Source organism: Patescibacteria group bacterium (assembly GCA_041675205.1).
Lineage (GTDB): Bacteria > Patescibacteriota > Patescibacteriia > GWA2-46-9 > GWA2-46-9 > JBAYUF01.
In genome coordinates this window covers 78450-98251 of sequence record JBAYUF010000002.1, presented here as the reverse complement: position 1 = coordinate 98251, position 19802 = coordinate 78450, and the positions used below count along the sequence as shown (strand labels likewise).

General features: G+C 51.5%; 19 protein-coding genes and 1 pseudogene. 7 read left to right on the top strand and 13 right to left on the bottom strand.

Annotated features, from left to right (window positions below; translation table 11 throughout):
* Positions 1-283: 283 nt before the first annotated feature.
* Both WC052_01715 and WC052_01710 read right to left on the bottom strand, forming a co-directional pair.
* On the bottom strand, positions 284-802 hold the full coding sequence (locus WC052_01715) for a 3'-5' exonuclease (protein MFA7286363.1): 519 nt from the start codon (positions 800-802) through the stop codon (positions 284-286).
* A gap of 89 nt (positions 803-891) precedes the next feature.
* The gene (locus WC052_01710) at positions 892-1824 is read right to left on the bottom strand and encodes a carbohydrate kinase family protein (GenBank protein ID MFA7286362.1); all 933 of its coding nucleotides are present in this window, start codon (positions 1822-1824) and stop codon (positions 892-894) included.
* 89 nt (positions 1825-1913) lie between these two features.
* Between WC052_01710 and ychF the strand changes: the two genes are divergently transcribed.
* Positions 1914-2969: a redox-regulated ATPase YchF gene (gene ychF / locus WC052_01705; protein ID MFA7286361.1), complete on the top strand. Its 1056-nt coding sequence runs from the start codon at positions 1914-1916 to the stop codon at positions 2967-2969.
* A gap of 100 nt (positions 2970-3069) precedes the next feature.
* Here ychF and WC052_01700 read toward each other — a convergent pair whose 3' ends face one another.
* Both WC052_01700 and WC052_01695 read right to left on the bottom strand, forming a co-directional pair.
* Positions 3070-3312, bottom strand: a complete 243-nt coding sequence (locus WC052_01700) for a DUF378 domain-containing protein (protein MFA7286360.1) — start codon at positions 3310-3312, stop codon at positions 3070-3072.
* Between the two features lie 69 nt (positions 3313-3381).
* Positions 3382-4599, bottom strand: coding sequence for a hypothetical protein (locus tag WC052_01695; protein ID MFA7286359.1), 1218 nt, complete (start codon positions 4597-4599; stop codon positions 3382-3384).
* A gap of 208 nt (positions 4600-4807) precedes the next feature.
* Here WC052_01695 and rpsF point away from each other — a divergent pair, with 208 nt between their 5' ends.
* The 6 genes from rpsF (at position 4808) to WC052_01665 (ending at position 9413) form a co-directional block, all read left to right on the top strand.
* Positions 4808-5278, top strand: a complete 471-nt coding sequence (gene rpsF, locus WC052_01690) for a 30S ribosomal protein S6 (protein MFA7286358.1) — start codon at positions 4808-4810, stop codon at positions 5276-5278.
* A 20-nt stretch (positions 5279-5298) separates the two neighbouring features.
* Complete coding sequence (locus WC052_01685) at positions 5299-5748, top strand: single-stranded DNA-binding protein (GenBank protein MFA7286357.1); 450 nt, start codon at positions 5299-5301, stop codon at positions 5746-5748.
* A 2-nt stretch (positions 5749-5750) separates the two neighbouring features.
* On the top strand, positions 5751-5996 hold the full coding sequence (gene rpsR / locus WC052_01680; protein MFA7286356.1) for a 30S ribosomal protein S18: 246 nt from the start codon (positions 5751-5753) through the stop codon (positions 5994-5996).
* A 9-nt stretch (positions 5997-6005) separates the two neighbouring features.
* On the top strand, positions 6006-6575 hold the full coding sequence (gene efp, locus WC052_01675; GenBank protein ID MFA7286355.1) for an elongation factor P: 570 nt from the start codon (positions 6006-6008) through the stop codon (positions 6573-6575).
* Between the two features lie 129 nt (positions 6576-6704).
* Entirely contained in the window at positions 6705-7115 is a 411-nt protein-coding gene (locus WC052_01670) for a hypothetical protein (GenBank protein MFA7286354.1), read from the top strand.
* A 1119-nt stretch (positions 7116-8234) separates the two neighbouring features.
* Positions 8235-9413: a hypothetical protein gene (locus WC052_01665; protein MFA7286353.1), complete on the top strand. Its 1179-nt coding sequence runs from the start codon at positions 8235-8237 to the stop codon at positions 9411-9413.
* 89 nt (positions 9414-9502) lie between these two features.
* Here WC052_01665 and recA read toward each other — a convergent pair whose 3' ends face one another.
* The 9 genes and pseudogenes from recA to rpsO form a co-directional block, all read right to left on the bottom strand.
* On the bottom strand, positions 9503-10558 hold the full coding sequence (gene recA / locus WC052_01660; GenBank protein ID MFA7286352.1) for a recombinase RecA: 1056 nt from the start codon (positions 10556-10558) through the stop codon (positions 9503-9505).
* 2 nt (positions 10559-10560) lie between these two features.
* Complete coding sequence (locus tag WC052_01655; protein MFA7286351.1) at positions 10561-11316, bottom strand: helix-turn-helix transcriptional regulator; 756 nt, start codon at positions 11314-11316, stop codon at positions 10561-10563.
* Positions 11300-13471: a DNA translocase FtsK 4TM domain-containing protein gene (locus WC052_01650; GenBank protein ID MFA7286350.1), complete on the bottom strand. Its 2172-nt coding sequence runs from the start codon at positions 13469-13471 to the stop codon at positions 11300-11302. Before WC052_01650 ends, WC052_01655 begins: the two co-directional genes overlap by 17 nt.
* 48 nt (positions 13472-13519) lie before the next feature.
* Positions 13520-15037: a YifB family Mg chelatase-like AAA ATPase gene (locus tag WC052_01645; protein MFA7286349.1), complete on the bottom strand. Its 1518-nt coding sequence runs from the start codon at positions 15035-15037 to the stop codon at positions 13520-13522.
* Positions 14997-15464 (bottom strand): signal peptidase II, encoded by a 468-nt coding sequence (locus WC052_01640; GenBank protein ID MFA7286348.1) that lies wholly within the window; start codon positions 15462-15464, stop codon positions 14997-14999. Before WC052_01640 ends, WC052_01645 begins: the two co-directional genes overlap by 41 nt.
* A gap of 13 nt (positions 15465-15477) precedes the next feature.
* The gene (locus tag WC052_01635) at positions 15478-15843 is read right to left on the bottom strand and encodes a TraR/DksA family transcriptional regulator (GenBank protein MFA7286347.1); all 366 of its coding nucleotides are present in this window, start codon (positions 15841-15843) and stop codon (positions 15478-15480) included.
* Between the two features lie 627 nt (positions 15844-16470).
* A complete protein-coding gene (gene pnp / locus WC052_01630) occupies positions 16471-18666 on the bottom strand; it encodes a polyribonucleotide nucleotidyltransferase (GenBank protein ID MFA7286346.1) in 2196 nt (731 codons plus the stop codon).
* A gap of 123 nt (positions 18667-18789) precedes the next feature.
* A complete protein-coding gene (locus tag WC052_01625) occupies positions 18790-19341 on the bottom strand; it encodes an NYN domain-containing protein (GenBank protein MFA7286345.1) in 552 nt (183 codons plus the stop codon).
* A 138-nt stretch (positions 19342-19479) separates the two neighbouring features.
* Positions 19480-19740, bottom strand: a pseudogene (gene rpsO / locus WC052_01620) (30S ribosomal protein S15).
* Positions 19741-19802 lie beyond the last annotated feature (62 nt).

The window sequence follows — 19802 nt, the reverse complement described above, 5'->3', positions numbered from 1 at the left end:
CCGAGTCGTCCGACAGCAGCCAGCCGTATGCATCCTGGTACAGCCCCTGCCGCTTTCGATCCCGGGCGTAGGCATGCTTCTGGACGCACTGAATTGCATCTCTCAGCACCGCAATGAATAAACGGTGCTCGCCCGAAGGTAACTCCTTTAGGGCGCTGCGGCTGAAAAATTGTACCGGTAGAACCGGGTCGGGTAACGCAAGATCCTCATTGTGCATTCGATACCTCCTTGAACTCTGTAGTCTTGGAGCTCGCTCACAGCCTAAGCGCGAGAACAATAGCTGTCAATGAAGGCTTAGTTTTAAAAAGACCTCCCTCGTTATCTCAACATCTCGACCTGCCCGGTGAGCACCATCGCTATTAATGCCGAAATGCATTGCGACCGACCCCAGCCGGTAATTTGGGAGTTTTAAATGTTGCCGAGCAAGTTCTAGTGTGTCGACAATTGTAGGATGTTTCGCATAGGTAACGCCGTATTCTTCAAAGGCATAGGCCACAAACGGATAATCAAACCGACGCACATTATGCCCCACCCAAATACCGTTTCCAATGAAGTCAGCAAACTGTTGCAGTGCAACTCGTGGAGGCACCCCTTGTTCGCGCAAAAAATCGGTCGTGAGGCCGTGAATTCTACTGGCGTCAAGCGGCACAGGACGAAACGGCGTCATGTACGAATGAAATGTGTCGACGACAACACCGCCCACTAATCGCTCGCCAGCGAGCTCAACGATTTCATCGCCGCCATCCCACCGGAAACCCGTGGTTTCAATATCAAGAATAATGTGGGGCACATTTGTTTGCATAATCCTCAGTCTGAACAATATTAAGAGAAATGTGAAGCGCGGGGGACAAGTTTGTCCCCCGCATTGCTTCCCTCCTCTTTAAATTTTCTTCAGGTGACTGAGTCGACGGCGACCTCCTCGTGCCAACCAGCCACACAAACATCGACCTCATGTCGTTCTGGCGCTGACGCCGAACCCGGCCTGCTTACCTTGAGTCCCGCTGCTACCACGGCTCGCTTCAGACACATCTGCCAGGGCATCTTCTGCAGGTAGGAAGCGAGAAAGTAGCCGAGGAAGCAGTCACCGGCGCCCGTCTCCTGCACCACCGCAATGTCCGGATACGCCGGAATTCGATATCGAGCGCCGCCCGTGAGTACTTGTGCCCCCTCCGTATCTCTCGTCACCACGAGCACCGTATTGTGGCGGTGCAAGAACTGATCCACTCGACTGCCGAGCCCGAAGAAGAATTCGGATTCCTCCCTGTTCAACACCAGCCAGTTGATCTGCGGCAACAAGAGGTCGAAGAGGTCACTGACAACGAGCGACGCACGCGGGTTGAGAATGTTGAGCCGACGATCCGGCGTTTGATGCCGGAATAATGCTCGTGCGATTTTGACCTCATCTGCATCAGGCAGCAGTCCGGTCACGACACGGGTCGGGGCCGCATGCCGATGAAGCTCCTCAAGTTCTGCTGCTCGTAACGGCCGGTCCATGCCACGACGATCGGTCAGGAGCCACTTCTTCTCTGGAAGCAGGAGTGAAACCGGTGTCCGTTTACGAACCGGAAACAAACTTGCTTCGATGCCTGTCGCCTTCAGCTTCTGCCGCACGATAGGCGCGAACTCGTCGTGTCCGCCAATGGTCGCCACCAAGTGTGGTGAAAAACCAGCCTGACTCAAGGCGACCGCAACGTTGAATGAAGTACCACCAAGCTCGAGCTCAATGACACCGTTCAATTTGCTGCCCGCGGCGCCAGTCTCGATGCCGCGGCAAACGACCTCGAGAGCACACGAGAAACCAACCGTAACTCTTGCTTTCTTCACGATTCCTCCTCATGAGTATCTTTGAATGTACCCAAGCTTGCTGGCAAATCTACACGAAACCGGGTATAGTGCGCAACACTACCTATTCTATGGCACTTCAAGTTGGCATCGTTGGTCTACCAAACGTCGGGAAATCGACGCTCTTTAAGGCGCTTACAAAAAAACAGGTCGTTATTGAAAATTATCCCTTTGCCACCATTGAGCCGAACGTGGGCGTGGTGGCTGTGCCCGATGAGCGACTTGAAGCCCTGGCTGTTGTTTCAAAATCGGTAAAAATTATTCCAACGGCGATTGAATTTGTTGATATTGCGGGGCTAGTGGCTGGCGCGCACAAAGGCGAGGGCCTCGGTAATAAATTCTTGGCACACATTCGTGAAGTGGACGCTATAGTAGAAGTGGTTCGAGATTTTGTTGACCCAAACATCATTCACGTTGACGGCACACCAGATCCTGAACGTGATCGAATTACTATCGGGCTGGAGCTCGCCATGGCAGACCTCGATACGGTCACGCGTCGCATCGCCGCCACCGAGGGTCGAGCGAACAGTGGGGATGCACGTGCAGCCACCGAACTTGCCCTCTGCCGTCGATTAGCCGAAGCACTGAATACTGTTAACCATGTACGTGACGTTGAAACAACCGAAGATGAAGCTGTGATTTTGCAGTCTATAAATTTACTCACCCGAAAACCACTTTTAATTGTCGAGAATGTCAGCGAAGAAAATGCCGCCAGCATAGGGACGAATGGCGCAATACGTATTTCTGCAAAAATTGAATCTGAGCTAGCCGAACTAGCACCCGACGAAGCCAAGGCGTATCTCACTGACCTCGGCTTAGAGCGCTCCGGTCTTGATCGGCTTATTTCCGGAGCCTATGAATTACTACACTTGATTACGTTCTTCACGAGCGGCCCCACAGAAACTCGAGCGTGGACGATTCACGAAGGCACCAAGGCACCACAAGCGGCTGGTGTTATTCATACCGATTTCGAACACGGCTTCATTGCTGCTGAAGTTATTCCGTGGCAAGAATTGGTTAAAACAGGTGGCGAAGTACGAGCAAAGGAACTGGGGCTACTCCGGCTCGAAGGAAAAACATATACCCTGGCTGATGGTGATGTCTGCCACTTTCGTTTCAGCACCTAGCACCAAACAGTTGTTACATACTATGTTTCCATGTACTAGTACATGGAAACATACCAGCATACTCCCCTTTTTTATCTTAGGGGAATATGCAAAAACCGTATTACGACATTGAACCGGTGGGCATTCCTGATGGGGTTTTCATACCACACATCTTGCAAGTCGACTTATGGGTACCTATTTCGTAAATAGCAGACAAACCAACCAAGATGTAAATCACTCTTGAAATAACCATATCCATACCACCAAAGAGTGAACCAATTTCCCAACCAAAAAGACCCTGCAAAAGCCAGTTAAGGCCGCCAACAACGAGAAGAAGGAAAGTTAACATGTGAAGATTTTTCATATCCTCACCTCCTTTCCTATTTTGGTTTGTTCCGTCACTCCTTAAGAATAGCAGGAAACTACCGTGCTCTCAATTGTTTACGGGCTTCTCGAGAACAATGATTTCACGGCCAACTGCCTGCCCGGGTCTACGATAAATGCTTGTTTGCGCGCCATCAGGAAACGGGATTACTCGGAACATAGCCATATCAAGTACTAAATCAGCAATGACACCAATTGCACTGCCCTCGTCTGTTTCCCACACCGGGAAGGCGATGACTGCTCGACCACCAGGAATTAAAACTGCAGCAAACGATTCGAGCGCTTTACTATACAGCGGCAGCAAGGGTTCTTTCATAGCCGCAACGCTTTTTTCATTTGGCCGTGCGGCGCACGGTGGGCCCAAGGCAACTTCAGTAACGATTCCCTGCACGCTCTCCGAAGGGACAACGGTCGCTAGGTCTGGTACGGGTATTGTAAAAAGTTTTACCTCACCACTAACTGGCGTGTGTTCTCGCAACCAATCAATATTGGCCGCGCTGTCAGTCACTGCCAATTTGGCGATATCAGTTCCTACAACATTTTGCCAACCAGCCAGTAGCGCTTCCATGAGAACAGTTCCCGAACCGCAAAACGGATCAAGGAGTGTGCCGCGCATAGGCATACCCAGCAGATTAACCATTGCCCGGGCTAACTTTGGTGGTAGCATGCCGGCCCGAGCGTTCCGTCGTGGTCGACCATAGTCTCGCTTACCCCATGCTTCATAAGGTTGAACGGCTACCGTGCGAGCGATGTAAGCAACTTCATCACCAATGACAACGATAAACTCCGCGTTTTTATCTTGCGTTAACTTGTTTCCCGTAACTTGCACGGAGGTTAGTGGCTGACCACGACCATTGACCCAGCGCACACCTGAAACGCCGAGCGTTTTTAAATGCCGTTTTATCGACAAGCCAATTTTTTCTACTGCCTGAGCACCTGGCGCTTGGCCTGTCGCTGTGTAGTAGCTAATGCCGAAGGTTGCAGGTCGCAAGCGTGTTACCTGTGGTAGTAAAATGTCTAGCCAGGGGCTGACGTCATGAGCTTTGGGGATGTTCGTAATCTGCCCTAGTACTTCCGCAACTTTTACCGTTCCGCCCAATAGTTCTGGTAAACGAACCGCCGCACTTGCCTCTAGTCCCGAGACAACCGCAACTGAACCGAGCAACTGTGCCGTGCCGGTAGTGGCGTCGCCACGGGCAAAAAGCCGAGTCAACTCAGCGAAAGCGAGCGCCGGTTCGCGCCCAAAAATAACGACATATTTAGCCATACGGCCTAGTATTACATGTTCTCTATACTTGCGCACCAGGTACAAGCGTGATAGGGTGGGCAAGTATAAATTATATGCCTTTTGTGTCTCGGCGACTCGTCCGAGACATCCCACGCACAGGGCCTGGGAACCGGCAAAGCACTTCGCACCAATGTGGTGGCGAGGGCGGTGCCATACGGGCCGCTCTTATTTTTTTTAACCCAATAGAATGAAACGATACGAACTGCTCTACATGGTCGCCGGCAGCACTGGCGACGATGGTGTTCCTCCAGTCATCGCAAAAGTAACAGAACAGCTGCAAGTAAACGGCTGTGAAGTTTCGCACGAGGTCAATCTCGAAAAACGTCGCTTGGCGTACCCTATTAAGCACGAGCGCTACGCGTATTATCGATTGGTTGAGTTCAGTGCCGAACCAAGTGCCGTGGCGAAGTTGAACGAAACATTCCGCTTGACGCAAGACATATTGCGCCACCTCATTGTTGAGAAACCGGTAAAGAGTGCCGCAACGATTGAGCGAGAGCAAGCACTACGCACCCGATTGGCTGCTCGTCGACAACAGCGCGCTGTCGCCGCTGGCGTGGCCGAAGAAGCGGCCGCTGAGAGTGCTACCCCAGCCATGAGCGCCGAAGAGCTCGATGAAAAATTATCGAGGATTGTCGACGAAGCTCCGTTAGCGTAAAAAACAGCTAGATTTCTTTTATGGCAATGAGTCTAAATAAGGTTCTCCTCATTGGGAACCTAACCCGCGACCCAGAGGTACGAGCAACACCACAAGGTCAAAACGTCGCGACCTTTAGTGTTGCTACCAATCGGAGCTGGACAACGCCAGCCGGTGAGAAACAGGAGCGCACCGAATATCACAACATCGTCGTCTGGGGTAAATTGGCAGAAATCGCCGGCCGTTTCCTTGGCAAGGGCCGCAAAATCTACATCGAAGGCCGGCTGCAGACTCGCGAGTGGGAGGCGCAAGACGGCGCAAAAAAGAATCGAACGGAGATTGTGGCAGAAAACTTTATCATGCTCGACAAAGCTAGTGGAGAAATGCCCTTCCGCCCCACTACCAGCAACTCACCGCAGAGTAACGGCAATGAAGGCGTTCAGCCAGAACCGATCGAAGACGAAATTCAACTTGAAAACATTCCATTCTAATTATGAGCAAACCAACTTCACACACCTCGGCCATTGCGCCAAAAAGTCGCTACTGTCACTTCTGCGTTAACGGCATCAACGACATCGACTACAAAGAAACCGTGATTCTGCAGCGATACACATCGTCATACGCAAAAATCGTTCCTCGGCGAAAGAGTGGTGTCTGCGCCACGCATCAACGAAAGCTCGCCACTGCTATAAAGCGGGCAAGAGTAATGGCGTTGCTACCGTTTGTGAACCAACAGTAGTCAGGCAGTATGGGGATGATCTCCACTTTAAACGACATCAAGGTTGGCCTCGTCATTAATTACGATGGCGAACCGTTCATTGTGCTTGAGGCAAACTTTGTTCGTATGCAACAACGGAAGCCTGTCATGCAAACGAAGATGCGCCACCTCATTACTGGCAAGGTTTTGGAAATTAGCTTTAAGCCTGGCGACCGAGTAGAAACAGCTGACTTAGTTCGGCGCAAAGTGAGCTACCTCTACCGAGAGGGTGACCAATTGCAATTCATGGATGGCGATACCTTTGAGCAATTTTCTCTGTCGGCTTCGGTACTTGGCACTAAAATTAGTTTTTTGAAAGACGGCGAGATTCTCGACGTCCTGTACTACAACGACAAACCCATTAACATTGAGTTACCGAAGAAGGTTGAGTTAAAGGTTTTGGAAACTGAACCAGGTGCCCGTGGTGACACCGCCCAAGGCAACGTTTTGAAAGCCGCGAAGCTAGAAACCGGCGCTACCCTAAATGTTCCTTTGTTTATCAAAGAAGGTGACACCATTCGGGTGAATACCGAACGGGAAGAATACGTAGAACGGGTGTAGTAGTAAAAAAGACAACAAAAACACAGCCCCCAATTGGGGGCTGTGTTTTTTAATTGACGCCATTCCTACTACGTGGTTAAATCTGGCCGACCCTGAACGTGGGTCAACTACACAACCGGAGGGTACATCTTGAAAGGAATTCCTGTTCGTGACGGAAAGCGGGACCGCAAGCCGATGGCTGCCGCGGTAACTGAGCCGGAGACTGCAGCAGAATGGAGACGCCGGGTCGTTCGTAGCACGAACGATCTGCTGTGTTCCTTTATATTTGAAGGCGACATCGGATTCGTGGCAAAGACTGGCAGCCACAGCGGTGTTCGCGTTTCGAGGAGAGATGCGCAACTGACGGTGATCCTGCTGCCGACCAACGGCCAGGAGATCGACTGGCGCAATCTGGAGGTTGCGGCGTATGAGCAAGGGCTCGGGCGGCCGCGACACCTCGTCACCGTTCCTGTCGTGGTGAAGAGCACGCGAGGAACGGCAACGTTCACAAATCTGGACGCCGAACGGATCAAATTCAGTCTGGCACACTGTCAGCGCTGAGGATCCGTACCCCATCCTCTTTTTCGACCGCGGCCCGCCTTTTCGCAAGAGAAGGCGGGCCGCAACACATATAAAAAGTTTTATGAAGTTGGTCCCGCGCCAGATTTTTGGTCTCTGGCGCGGGGCTTCTGATCTGAAATGGGTAGTGTGACAACGGCGTTGTCGCAGTTGATGTATGTGTGGCGGGAAGAATTCCTGCGACGCACCCACTTATGTTGCTACCACACCAGTCCAGTGCCTATATTATATCAATGAGCTAGAGAGTTGTATACATTTCGGGACTACTGACTCTCTTGTTGCCCCACTGCTGTGGGACTACTGACTCTCTTGTTGTCCCGCTGCTGTGGGACTACTGACTCTCTTGTTGCCCCGCTGCTGTGGGACTACTGACTCTCTTGTTGCCCCGCTGCTGTGGGACTACTGACTTTTTAAACATTGCGACCACGTCGCAATGACCACTTTGGTTGACAACCAATATGATAAGAGCAACCTCGTAGTCGCAAGCAGGCGGAGCAGCTTGCCCTACAACACCTAGCTCCGCAGTACAGGGATACGGACATGAAGGCAACGAGAAATGGTGGTGGTGAGGTGGAAGAGGCTGGCCTCCAACAAAACGCGAGAGTACTCGCGGTTGAGATTCCGGGTATCGACCCCGGCAGAAGAGGGTCGGTCACGTCCGTCCATGAGAATGGACGGGTGAACGTCAGTTTTTTCCCCCGTGGCACGGAGAAAAATGCTGACTTCATCAGGGACCTGCTTCCTAGCCAGGTCAGGCTTTGCCCCTAAGCCTCCGGTTGGGGAAAAAATTTGAAACATGAAGCCGGATTAACCTCCGGCACCTAGAGTCAGGTTCGCCCTGCTCACAAGGCCGCTTTGGTTCAAACCTGGCGGCCTCCCTTTTAAAAGTTGATGATTGACAAATTTAAAAAATAATGATATTCTCGCTCGTTACTTGGACATTGAAAATTTCATAGGGAGGTACGGTAAGAAGAAGTGAGGCGTAGAACATTCCTTAAAGCAACTGCTGCATTTACGATGGGTGCAACGGTGCCCGGATGTAGCATTACGAAACCACAAACTCGCACCAGCAAGGTGCAAACAGCAACAGGAGCACGGAACTTGAAATACAGAAATGAACCGATCATCCGGCAGCGCGTGGCATGGCTCAAAGGCGAAGCAGGGCAGCTTCGACTCGATGGTGACGATACCGGTTATCGAGGGGTGGCGATCTCACCTCTCGACGTCGAAAATCCGGATCCGCTGGTTCCGATTGTCGATGTCGCCACCTTGCCGATTTACAACGTCGGCAAGGTCAACGGCCTGTGCGAGTACTACGGGCGCGGCCTCGGTGGGCCTGCCACGATCTTCGTACGAATACCAGTACTCGGAGCACTACTCGAAGTAGACCAGCTGCTCATCGACCACAACCGCCAGTTGGTGGTCGTCGATGGTTGGCGACCCTGGTGGGTGCAGGCGGCGCTCTGGCGCTACCTGCGCGGACAGATCATCAGGTCACGAGGCCTCAATCCCGAAGATCTGACAATCGCTGAAGAGCTCGAAGTCGGGCTCAAGGCCGACGACGTCGGGTCGTACTGCGGTCTGCGCCAAGACGACGCCCTCATCGAGGCAATCAGCAGACTGGTGCAGAGCGGCCAAGGTGAAGAACTCGCCAAGGCGGCTGTCTCTCTCGACATCACCGTCTATAAGGCCACCGAGCTCTTCCTCACCTTCAAGGCGAATATGGGAGAAGGTTCGCTCAAGATCGAGGAAAGTGCTATTACCGCGCACGGCAACGGTGGAGCCGTGGATGTCTGGATGCGGAACACGACGACCGGGAAATACGTCAACCTGGGCGTACCGTTCGACTACGTCCCGCGACCCGATGTCGCTGTCTCGCCGGCGGTCATCAACTACTTCGACATGGATGGCATCAACACCGCCGTCTATGCCGAGGAAGTTGCGCAGGACCCCATCCTGCGTACATACCTGCGCCATCTCGGCATCACCACGGTGAACGATGGTGTGTTTACTGAGGCGCAAGAGGAACGGCGACTGCTGTTCCACGCTATGCGTAGCGTGGGCTGCAGCTACTTCAGCCTCAACACCGATCTCGGTGAGCCGTGGCACTTCAACGTCCCTAACTGGTACGGGGGCAATCAGGTGGCCGAACTGCCCGGTAGTGGCAATACCTGCCACGCACTGCTCGCCGACGTTCGCGACCGAACCACCGGCCAGCCCATGGCCGTGTGGAGCAACGAAGTTGCCCATCGCCTAGCAAAGGAGATGGGCATCAAGTAGAACGCACCTCGGAGGACGGCGTAACTACAAGTCGACCCCGGCGCTATGAGAATCATGGTGCCGGGGTCGAGTTCGTTTTGCTAACAAATTTATTCTTCGCTGTCTGGCGCTGGCAATGGTTTCTGGGCCAACCTATCTTCCGCAACTTTTTTCATAACAATCTCCCGGATGCGCTTCATCGTGTCTTTGTGCTCTCGCAGATACTGCCGCGCGGTCTCCCTACCCACACCCAACTTTTCTTCGCCCACACTGTAACTGTTCCCATTTTTTTCAACGGCACCATAAAGTAGCCCCGTATCGATAAGGTCCCCAGCCACAGAAATGCCTTCGTTATACATAATATCAAACTCGGTGGTCTGAAATGGTGGGGCTACTTTATTTTTCACAATCTTCACCTTTACCCTGTTTCCCACATTCTTCTCTCCAGATTTAATCTGCGCCGCTCGGCGAACTTCAATCCGCACTGACGAGTAAAACTTCAGGGCCGTGCCTCCGGTGGTCGTTTCTGGATTACCAAAAAAGACACCAATCTTCATTCGAATCTGGTTGATGAAAATAACGACGGTCTGCGTCTTTGAAACTATACCTGCCAGTTTTCTGAGTGCCTGGCTCATCAGCCGAGCCTGCAGTCCCATGTGAGAATCCCCCATTTCGCCCTCAATTTCTGCCCGTGGCACTAACGCCGCCACCGAGTCAACAACAACAACATCGACACCATTGGAACGAACAAGTGTTTCTAAAATTTCCAATGCTTGCTCGCCGTTGTCTGGCTGCGAAATAAAAAGCTTGTCGACGTCCACGCCAATTTTTTTGGCGTACTCCGGCGACAAGGCGTGTTCAGCGTCAATAAAGGCAGCGGTACCGCCAGCCTTTTGCACCTCGGCCACAATGTGTTGCGCCAACGTAGTTTTACCAGATGCTTCTGGACCATAAATTTCAATGATGCGGCCCCGAGGTACACCACCAACGCCGAGCGCCAAGTCGAGCGACAAACAGCCAGTTGAAACTGCATCGATATCCATAGTTTGTGCTTCACCGAAGCGCATAATTGAACCCGCCCCAAAGCGCTCTTGGATCTGCGCAATCGCCGATGCGGCTGCTTTATCCCGATGGTCCCCGCCACTTGTATGTTTTGCTTTTGCCATAATTATAATGAATTCTTTTCGCTTGGAATTGCAGCGGCTTCTTTCGACGCCGCGTAGTACACCTGTCGCTCTAATATCGCCGGCCGGCCATACCGCTTCTCAGCCACAATGCGAATACTGTTTGGCCCTGGGCCTAGGCGAACGGGAACAGTAAAAAGACCGTCTGGCGAAGCGATAATTGATTGCCCATTAATGGAAATCCGCGCGCCCTGAGTAACGTTACCGGCAATAATTAAATTTTCCGTCGTCACAATGGCCCCCGCGGTTGGCTCAATAATAGCCAGCTTCGGTGGCGCCGCCATAGTAACGAGTTGCGCTCCCAGGTAAAGCACCAAGGCCAAGGCACCAGTACTGGCTCCGATTCGCCTCCAGAAGGTTGGGCCGCTCATGAGGTCTTTCCAGCCTACTCGCTGAGCAAACTGTTGGTCTCTGGTTGGCACTTCTTCCCGAAGCTCTTCCCAACCAAGCACCGTTGTTTCAACCGTTACGTGGAGTAACTGTGCATAGCGGGTAATAAAGTGCTTCTCATACACTAGGCCCGGTAGGGCTTCAAAATCTTCGGCTTCGATAGCTTTAAGATACCGCTCTGGAACAACAATTGCTCTGGAGCATTCGGCAATGCTGAATCCCAACGCTTCACGAGCAGCTCTGAGTGTTCCGCCAATGGAAATTTCGTCCGCAATAACAACCCGACGGAACACCGCTGGTGTACCCGTCGAGCTTACAATACGAGGCATGACACTACTGGTCGTAGTCATTATCAACAGTAGATTCTTCAATACTATCCTCCACAGTATCATCTCCCTCAGCCGCCAGCAACACATCCCGAGGCTTCGCCCCATCCCCCGGCCCAACCACACCTTGCGCTTCCATCATATCGATTAGTCGTGCCGCTCGGGCGTATCCAACTTTCAACCGACGCTGCAGGTATGAGGCCGAAGCTTTACGAGTGGTGAGCACCAGCGACTCAGCCTCACGATAGAGTGGGTCATCTGGTTCACCATCAAATGCCCCGCCACCGGCGCTCGGCTTCGTTACCACCTCGTCAACATATTCCGGCGTGGCGTTGTTTTTCAAGAACCGCACAACATCGGCAATTTCTTCATCGGCCAAATACGCACCTTGCAATCGTTTTGGTTTTGTCACCTCAGCAGAAACGTAGAGTAGATCTCCCCGACCCAATAATTTTTCGGCGCCGGCCATGTCAAGAATAGTGCGAGAGTCCGTTATGGACGCAACCGAGAAAGCGATGCGGGCGATAATGTTCGCCTTGATGAGTCCAGTGATAACGTCAACGGACGGACGTTGCGTTGCTAAAATAAGATGAATACCCACCGCCCGCGACATTTGTGAAAGCCGAATGATAGCTGACTCCACCTCTGAAGCAGCGGCAGTCATGATATCTGCCAATTCGTCTATGATGACGACAATATACGGCATCCGTTCTTTCTCTTTTAAATTGTACGACTGAATATTGCGATGACTCGCTGCTGCCAGCACGGTGAACCGTCGATCCATTTCACCAAGCAACCACTTCAGAGCATTCACTGTGGCTGGCAATTCGGTAATAATCGGCGTCAATAAGTGCGGCATGTGCTGGTAGACCGCGAACTCAACTCGCTTCGGGTCAACCAAAATAAATTTTAAATCTGTTGGATTATTTTGATACAGAAGCGAAACAATAATCCCATTTAACGCGACTGACTTTCCAGAGCCAGTGGAACCAGCCACCAAGAGGTGCGGCATTCGTTCTAGGTCAGCCACCCACGCAGCGCCGCTGACATCCTTACCAAGGGCCAAGGCAAGATTCGATGTTCGCTTTTGGAAACCCTCACCCTCTAAGACTTCTCGTAATTGCACGCGAGCCACTGCTTTGTTTGGGACCTCAATGCCGACTAACGACCGACCTGGAATTGGCGCCTCAATACGAATAGGATGAGCCGCCAGCGCGAGGGATAAATCGTTAGAGAGCGTTGTGATAGCGGCCAATTTCACGCCCTGATCAGGCTTCAGTGTGTACTGCGTGACCGTTGGCCCAACACTAATTTCACCCATTTCAACTGCAATGCCAAAACTACCCAGTGTCTGCTTAATAATATCCCGATTCGCATTGATGTCGCCGCTGGTTGGCTTCCCAGAACTTGGCTTCAAGAGGTCTAGTGGTAAATCAATCGGGATAGCTTTATACGGCCGACGAGTCGCTGTCAGCCCAGGCAGAACAGCTTCGGCCGCCTCCTTCACTTGGTCTTCGTCTGGCTCCTCTGGATGACTCACGACGGCTGTCGTAAATGACGGTGTCCGTTCAGTGGTCGCTACTGTTGTTGTGGGTATTGGCCGACGGAAACCTCGCAGCACACCAGCAAAAAAATCGACTATCGCGGACATGCCTGCACCAAATGATTCTGCGATATGGGCCAACGTAATTTCAAGGGTAATAACGACCGCAGCGGAAAGAAGAACCAAGAGAACAAAAATAGCACCCCACGCACCTAAAATGGTTTCGAGCGGCGAACGTAAAAAAAGACCAATATACCCACCACCCTCACCAGCCACGGTTGCCCGAAGCGCTGGATCAAGGGGAATCAACGTATCAACCAGTCCAGCGAACGAAAGGATAAAAAGGCCCACCCCAAAAAGTACTACACTCGACCGCCGACCATGGAACGGTCGAATGCGAAGGGCGATGAGTACCAATAAAAATGCGGGGAACAACCAAGCCGTCCAACCAAACAGTATGGCTAGCGTCCGCTGCCAAAACATACCAAATGGACCGGCGATACCAAGGAGCGCCAGGACACTCACCCCAGCCACCGCCAGAAGTACGAGTAGCCACAAATTAGCCGCTGTTTCAGCAGATAGTAAGGGGCCTCTTGTTGTGTGTCGACGTTCCTGTCGACGGGTTCGTTTTGCCATTGAGAAAGTGTTTGATTGTCTAAAAGTATACCACGGTCGCTGCGTTCGCTAAGCGGCTTCTTCGCCACGGTACTGCAATGCTTCAGCAATATGCGCCTCTTCGACAGTTGCAGACTTTGCCAAGTCAGCGATAGTGCGACTAACTTTCATAACCCTATAAAAGCTACGAGCCGAAAAGCCTAACCGTTCCGCTGCCACACCCAGCAACTGCTCCGCGGCCGCCGTTAATTTACCATGCTGACGAATTTGATCGCTTGATAGTTCCGCATTCGTTAAAGCGTTTGTCTCTACCCGACGGGCTTCTTGTAAAACACGTGCCTCGCGCACTCGCTCTCGAACTGTAAACGACGACTCGGCTATCCGACCATCCGTTTGTAGAGCAACAATTGGAACTCGCGGCACGTGAACATGTAAATCAATTCTATCAATAAGTGGACCGGACAGGCGCTGTCGGTATTTATTGAGCACGGCTGATGAGCACGTACACCGGCGCTCCGAATCAGTCGCATAGCCGCAAGGGCATGGATTCTCTGCGGTGACCAAAACAAATCGAGCCGGAAAGACAACCGTGCCAGCAGCACGAGCCACAACAATGCGACCGTCTTCCAACGGCTGTCGAAGTGTTTCAAGAACGCTTCTTGGAAATTCTGGAAATTCATCTAAAAAAAGAACGCCTCGATGCGAAAGAGATACTTCTCCAGGTTTCGCCGGGCTGCCGCCACCCACCAAGGCAACGGGCGAAGCCGTGTGGTGGGGATTACGAAACGGCCGTTCTCTCACGCAGGCAGTTTCGAGTAATCCACTGACCGAGTAAATATTCGTTACCTCAAGCACTTCGTCTTCTGTTAAAGGAGGCAGGATGCTGGCCAAGGCTTTCGCTAGTAACGTCTTTCCAGCCCCCGGTGGACCAATCAAGCGAATATTATGACCACCAGCCGCGGCAATTTCCAAGGCCCGCTTAGCAAACTGCTGCCCAACAATTTTTTGAAAGTCATCATCTGGTTCTGTGTACGTATCAGGTATTTGCGTAGCCACCGCTCGAGGTAGCTCCTGCTCTAATAAACAGTGCGACAGTACGGCCGCAAGTGACGGCGCCCCAAATACGGTTAACCCTTTTACTAGCGCCGCTTCTGGTCCATTCTGCACAGGCACAATAATTGCAGTGAACCCGTCGGCTCTGGCCCGGAGCGCCGCCGTCAGCACGCCCCGCACTGGACGAAGTGTTCCGTCTAACGCCAACTCACCCAAAAACATAACCTTGTCGATTGGCCGCTGTGGCGTAACCACGCCGCTCGCGAGCAATATGGCAAGCGCAATAGGTAGGTCATAGAGTGGCCCTTCTTTCTTTACGCCACCCGGCGCCAGATTAACAGTCACCCGAGTTGTGGGGAAGGGAAGTCCGCTGTGCTTCACCGCAGACCGCACCCGTTCTCGAGCCTCTTGTACCGCTGTGTCTGGTAGTCCAACAATGAGGACGCTCGGTAACGAGCGACCGACGTCTGCCTCAACGGCAACGGTTACCGCATCAAGACCGACGGTCGCTGCTGAGAACACTCGTGCTGCCATATAGGTGCTCATTTCTCCACTCACGAATATACATCCCCACGATAATGAAAACCCCAAACACAATGTACAGGTCCGCCGTATTAAAAATTAGACCGGGTGAAAAACGAAACGTATCAATAACATACCCATAACGAAAACGATCGAGCAGGTTTGAAGCGCCACCAATGAGCACGAGCACTGCGCCAAAACGATACGGTCGCGCAGTACCATGAAGCACCACAATACTAAACATGCCGATGGCAATACCGCCAAGAGCCAGCACCCAACTATTCGTCATTGGTATCCCAAACGGACCAAGTGGATTCACGGCCGGATGAAACGACAACGCCGCGCCGATAATCGGCTGCGGCGTTGCGGCGTCGAAAGCAAACGTTTTAATGACGCGGTCAATAACAGTTAAGGCAATAACAGCAAGCAGCGTCAACACACTTTTTTCCTACTTACATTCGACTCTTAATTTCTTCCTTGCAGCTTATACATGAACTTGACCACGGTCGTGCCAAGAGTCGTTTCTCATCAATCTGCTTCCCGCAATATTTGCAAACACCATAGGTGCCGTCGTCTAGACGGAGGAGCGCAGAACGAATGTCACGAAGTGTACTCGTCAACTCATGCTCAACCGAAAGATTATCTGTGAAGGTAGCGACCTCAGCGCTATTTTCGTCTTCATCGTTTCCGTAATCAGGAAAATTTGCCTCGTACTTTCCACCAACACCTTTATCAGCAACGTCTAGAAGCTCCTTCTTTAACGTGGCCTCTTTGTCGAGCAGCTTCTGGCGAATTGGCTCTGTAGTCGTACTGTCCATAAAAAATATGAAATGCCCACACGGGCAAACGAGAGTATACGGCACTGCTTGCAAGAGAGCAACAGGAAGCTAAAATCATCCGGAAATGTGAAGAGGCGCATCGAGCGCCCTATGTAATAATGTGGCGTGATGCGCCTCTCGCGGGTTCGTAGCCCATTTCATAACCGCCGGTGGCAGTAGTGAAAATTTTTGGCTAATAACCCGAAGGCGTTTCCCCGTCATAAACGTAAGAGCACCCCGCTACCGACCTTAGTGGTGTAACTCGGTCGACATTGCGAACACGAGTGATCACCTTTTCCTCATTGATTGAGGGCTTTTTATTTTTGTTGGTTCAGGTGCGCAGACGGGTGTTTGTATCGCACCTTTTCGGTGTAGTAGGGGGAGCAGTGTACCGAAACAATATTCGGACCACAGCTCCTTTGCTCTTTGTTTATTCTTTTAATGAACTGAACATAGTATAGCATGAAACAGCCGACAAAACAACCTTACTTTTACGAACAAAATACTATTGTTTGGCCTGATGAGGAATAGTTAGTCGCAAATGAATCCCAAGTTATACCCAACCTTATCCACACCACCCTCCCCGCTATGGGGAGGGTGGCTTTTTGTTCACGCTACCTTCTCTAATTAACTATCGCGACGTTTGTCACGCGGTGCGTCGCTCCCTGCTGGCGCTGGTGGAAACCACTCTGGCGGATTCGCTTGCTTCAACGAAAGATTAGTGCGGCCAAGCTCATCAATTTCAATGACCTTAACCCGCACGTCTTTCCCAACCGAAAGAATGTCTTCAACTTTATTTACTCGGTACGGCGCCATCTCTGAAATGTGCACTAGCCCTTCCTTCTTTGGAAGGATTTCTACGAAGGCACCGAAGTCCATGAGTCGCGTTACTTTCCCTTCATAGAATTCCCCAGCCACAACATCTCGCGTTAAATTCTTTACCCACGTTACCGCCTGCTCTAGGCCGTCGGCATTTGGGGAAGCGATAAAGACCGTGCCGTCTTGCTCAACATCAATGGTGACGCCCGTCTTGTCGATAATTTCATTAATCATCTTTCCGCCGGGACCAATAAGGTCGCGAATGCGTTCCGGATTAATTTTAACAGTAATGATGCGCGGGGCATGCGCCGACATTTCGCTTCGAGGCGCCGCGATGACGTTCGTCATGACATCGAGTATCTTCATTCTGCCAATGCGTGCGGCGGTCAACGTCTCTTCAATCATTGCGCTTGTCAGTCCGTTTGTCTTTGTATCCATCTGCACGGCAGTGATTCCATTTTTTGATCCTGCCACTTTAAAATCCATGCCGCCTTTTCCATCTTCTAAATCTTGCAGGTCAGTCAAAATGACATAGCGACCAGCCTCGTCTGAGGCAAGACCCATAGCCACCCCAGCCACTGGTGCGGTGAGTGGTACGCCGGCATCCATTAACGCCAACGTCGAACCACACACTGAACCCATCGATGAGGAACCATTGGAACCCAAAACTTCCGAGACGACTAACGTCGTGTACGGGAATATTTCTTTTGTTGGAAGTACTGGAATGAGTGCTTTCTCAGCCAGTGCACCATGACCAATTTCACGACGCTTTGGTCCTGACATTCGTCCAGCCTCGCCAACCGAGAACGGTGGGAAGTTATAGAAGTGAAGATAACGCTTCTTTGTGTTAAGCGACATCGTATCGAGTATCTGTTCGTCACCCGGTGAACCAAGCGTTACCACTGAAAGTACTTGCGTCTCACCGCGATTGAACAAACCTGAACCGTGTGTGCGTGGTAGTAGTCCAACCTCGACGGAAAGCGGTCGAATCTCGTCGAGCGCGCGCCCATCGACTCGACGCTTATCCTCAATAGCCGCTCGGGTAATTTCTTCTTCGACAATTTCGTAGAATAACGCTTTGGCAACAGCCCGACGCTCTTTGCCAATTTGATCCGTCACGAGCTGCGCCTCCAGTTCATCCTTTATAGTAGCGAGTACTTCTTTACGATTTCGTTTCGTTGCTGTTTTGTCGCTAAAGAATCGGCTACGAATCTCCGCCCTGCTCCAGGTGCGTACTCGTTCGGCAAGTTCTGGCTCCAAAACCGCCTCATCAGCCAGCAACGCGGCAACGTCAATCTTTTCAACCGCATGACTTGCAGTTAGTTCGTTTATCAACTCTAGGGCTGGAAGCAGTTGTGCTTGACCAAAATTGATACCGGCAAAAAAATCATCTTCGGTAATTTCCTTGGCGCCAGCCTCAATCATTGTCACGCGGTCGCGTGTTCCAGCAACGACGAGGTCAACGTCGCTCTCTTCTAATTCTTTAATCGTTGGATTTGCAATCCACTGCCCATTCACCCGACCAACACGAATGCCTGCTAAGGGACCAGCCCAAGGAATGGGTGAAAGCGCGAGTACTAACGAAGAACCAACTAATGCAGGAATACTCGGGTCGTTCTCTCCATCAAAAGAAAGCACCGTCACCACGACTTGGATGTCGTTTCGCATGCGGTCGTCAAACAGCGGCCGAATTGAACGGTCAACTAAACGAGCTGTTAACGTCGCTTCGTCTGATGGTCGGCCTTCTCGTTTAATGAAGCGTGACCCTTTAATTTTACCTGCGGCGTAAAACCGTTCTTCGTACTCGACAGTGAGTGGAAAATATTCCATTCCTTCACGAACGTCTGGACTCATCACTACTGTGGCGAGCACAACGGTCTCGCCATAGCGAACCGTGGCTGAGGCTGTTGCCTGCTTCGCCAATTTACCAAACTCAATCTGAAGCGTTCTTCCGCCCCAGGTTACTTCGCGGCGTATTGTCGCGCCGACTGCTGCTTCTTGCATAGACATTCTTTCATCCGCAACTGTGCGTCATTCGTGTGGTAGGTACACGAGTTGCCCGAACTATTTCGGAAAACTAGCGTAGCTACCACCTGCTCATGATACGCAGTGCGGTAATAAATAAAATTACGGCGTCTCCGTTTTTGTTTTGCTATCTGTTTTTGCTTTCATGGCTAACCGCGAGCGCATGAGGTACTGCCGTTTATCGCTCGACAAATCTATATAATCGTCCACCGCAGCTTTTAGGCCGCCCGATGTCGTTTCGCCGAAACCAATGGCTTCAACCAGTAGCCCTCGCATCTGTAGATACTCAACGAGCGGAATGAAATCTCCGTCACCAGTAACGAGAACGATGACATCAACTTTCGACGCCAACGTCACCGCATCAATAGCGATACCAACATCCCAGTCAGCTTTCTTAGCGCCGCTAGAAAAAATCTGCAGATCTTTCGTTTTCACTTCGAATCCCGATTTGTCCAAAGCTTCAAAAAAAGAAACCTCTTCTTCTGAATCAGACTTAATCGCGTAGGCAATGGCACGCGTCAAGCGTCGCCCACCCACCGCGGCGTCTAACATTGCCTTGAAGTTCAACCGGCTACCAAACAAATTTTTCGCTGAATGATACATGTTGGCGACGTCTACTAAGACGCCAACCCGCTGCTCACTATGTTTAATCATCTATGTCTAGTCTATTTCGTCGTCAGCATCTTTTGCCATTGCTTCGGCTTCAGCCTCAGCTTCTGCCTCGGCTTCTACTTCAGCGTCGTGCGCTGCTTCAGCTGCCTCGATAGTCTTTTGATCGTAGCGCTTGGCAATTTTAAGTTTTAGTTGCTTCACGAGCTGCTCGAAAGCTTGCGGATCCTCATGTTCAAGGTAACGCAATAATCGACGACGCTCTCCCACTTTTTTTAATAGGCCTCGACGAGACGAGTGATCTTTACGGTGCGTCTTCAAGTGATCCGTCAGGTCTTTAATCTCTGACGTCAGTATTGCAATCTGCACCTGACTCGAGCCCGTATCAGACTCATGGGTACGAAACTTTTTAATAATTCGGTCTTTCGCTTTCTTGTCGAGCATAGGCTCTGTTCGTTTAATCGTCGGTTTGCCAAGTGCAGGGTAAGACCGTACCCAATACACCG

Bases quoted from the DNA above. Each gene is read 5' to 3' on its own strand.
- WC052_01715 (MFA7286363.1), bottom strand. From the start codon at position 802: ATGCAAACAAATGTGCCCCACATTATTCTTGATATTGAAACCACGGGT.
- ychF (MFA7286361.1), top strand. From the start codon at position 1,914: ATGGCACTTCAAGTTGGCATCGTTGGTCTACCAAACGTCGGGAAATCG.
- WC052_01700 (MFA7286360.1), bottom strand. From the start codon at position 3,312: ATGAAAAATCTTCACATGTTAACTTTCCTTCTTCTCGTTGTTGGCGGC.
- WC052_01695 (MFA7286359.1), bottom strand. From the start codon at position 4,599: ATGGCTAAATATGTCGTTATTTTTGGGCGCGAACCGGCGCTCGCTTTC.
- rpsF (MFA7286358.1), top strand. From the start codon at position 4,808: ATGAAACGATACGAACTGCTCTACATGGTCGCCGGCAGCACTGGCGAC.
- WC052_01685 (MFA7286357.1), top strand. From the start codon at position 5,299: ATGGCAATGAGTCTAAATAAGGTTCTCCTCATTGGGAACCTAACCCGC.
- rpsR (MFA7286356.1), top strand. From the start codon at position 5,751: ATGAGCAAACCAACTTCACACACCTCGGCCATTGCGCCAAAAAGTCGC.
- efp (MFA7286355.1), top strand. From the start codon at position 6,006: ATGGGGATGATCTCCACTTTAAACGACATCAAGGTTGGCCTCGTCATT.
- recA (MFA7286352.1), bottom strand. From the start codon at position 10,558: ATGGCAAAAGCAAAACATACAAGTGGCGGGGACCATCGGGATAAAGCA.
- WC052_01655 (MFA7286351.1), bottom strand. From the start codon at position 11,316: ATGACTACGACCAGTAGTGTCATGCCTCGTATTGTAAGCTCGACGGGT.
- WC052_01650 (MFA7286350.1), bottom strand. From the start codon at position 13,471: ATGGCAAAACGAACCCGTCGACAGGAACGTCGACACACAACAAGAGGC.
- WC052_01645 (MFA7286349.1), bottom strand. From the start codon at position 15,037: ATGGCAGCACGAGTGTTCTCAGCAGCGACCGTCGGTCTTGATGCGGTA.
- WC052_01635 (MFA7286347.1), bottom strand. From the start codon at position 15,843: ATGGACAGTACGACTACAGAGCCAATTCGCCAGAAGCTGCTCGACAAA.
- pnp (MFA7286346.1), bottom strand. From the start codon at position 18,666: ATGCAAGAAGCAGCAGTCGGCGCGACAATACGCCGCGAAGTAACCTGG.
- WC052_01625 (MFA7286345.1), bottom strand. From the start codon at position 19,341: ATGATTAAACATAGTGAGCAGCGGGTTGGCGTCTTAGTAGACGTCGCC.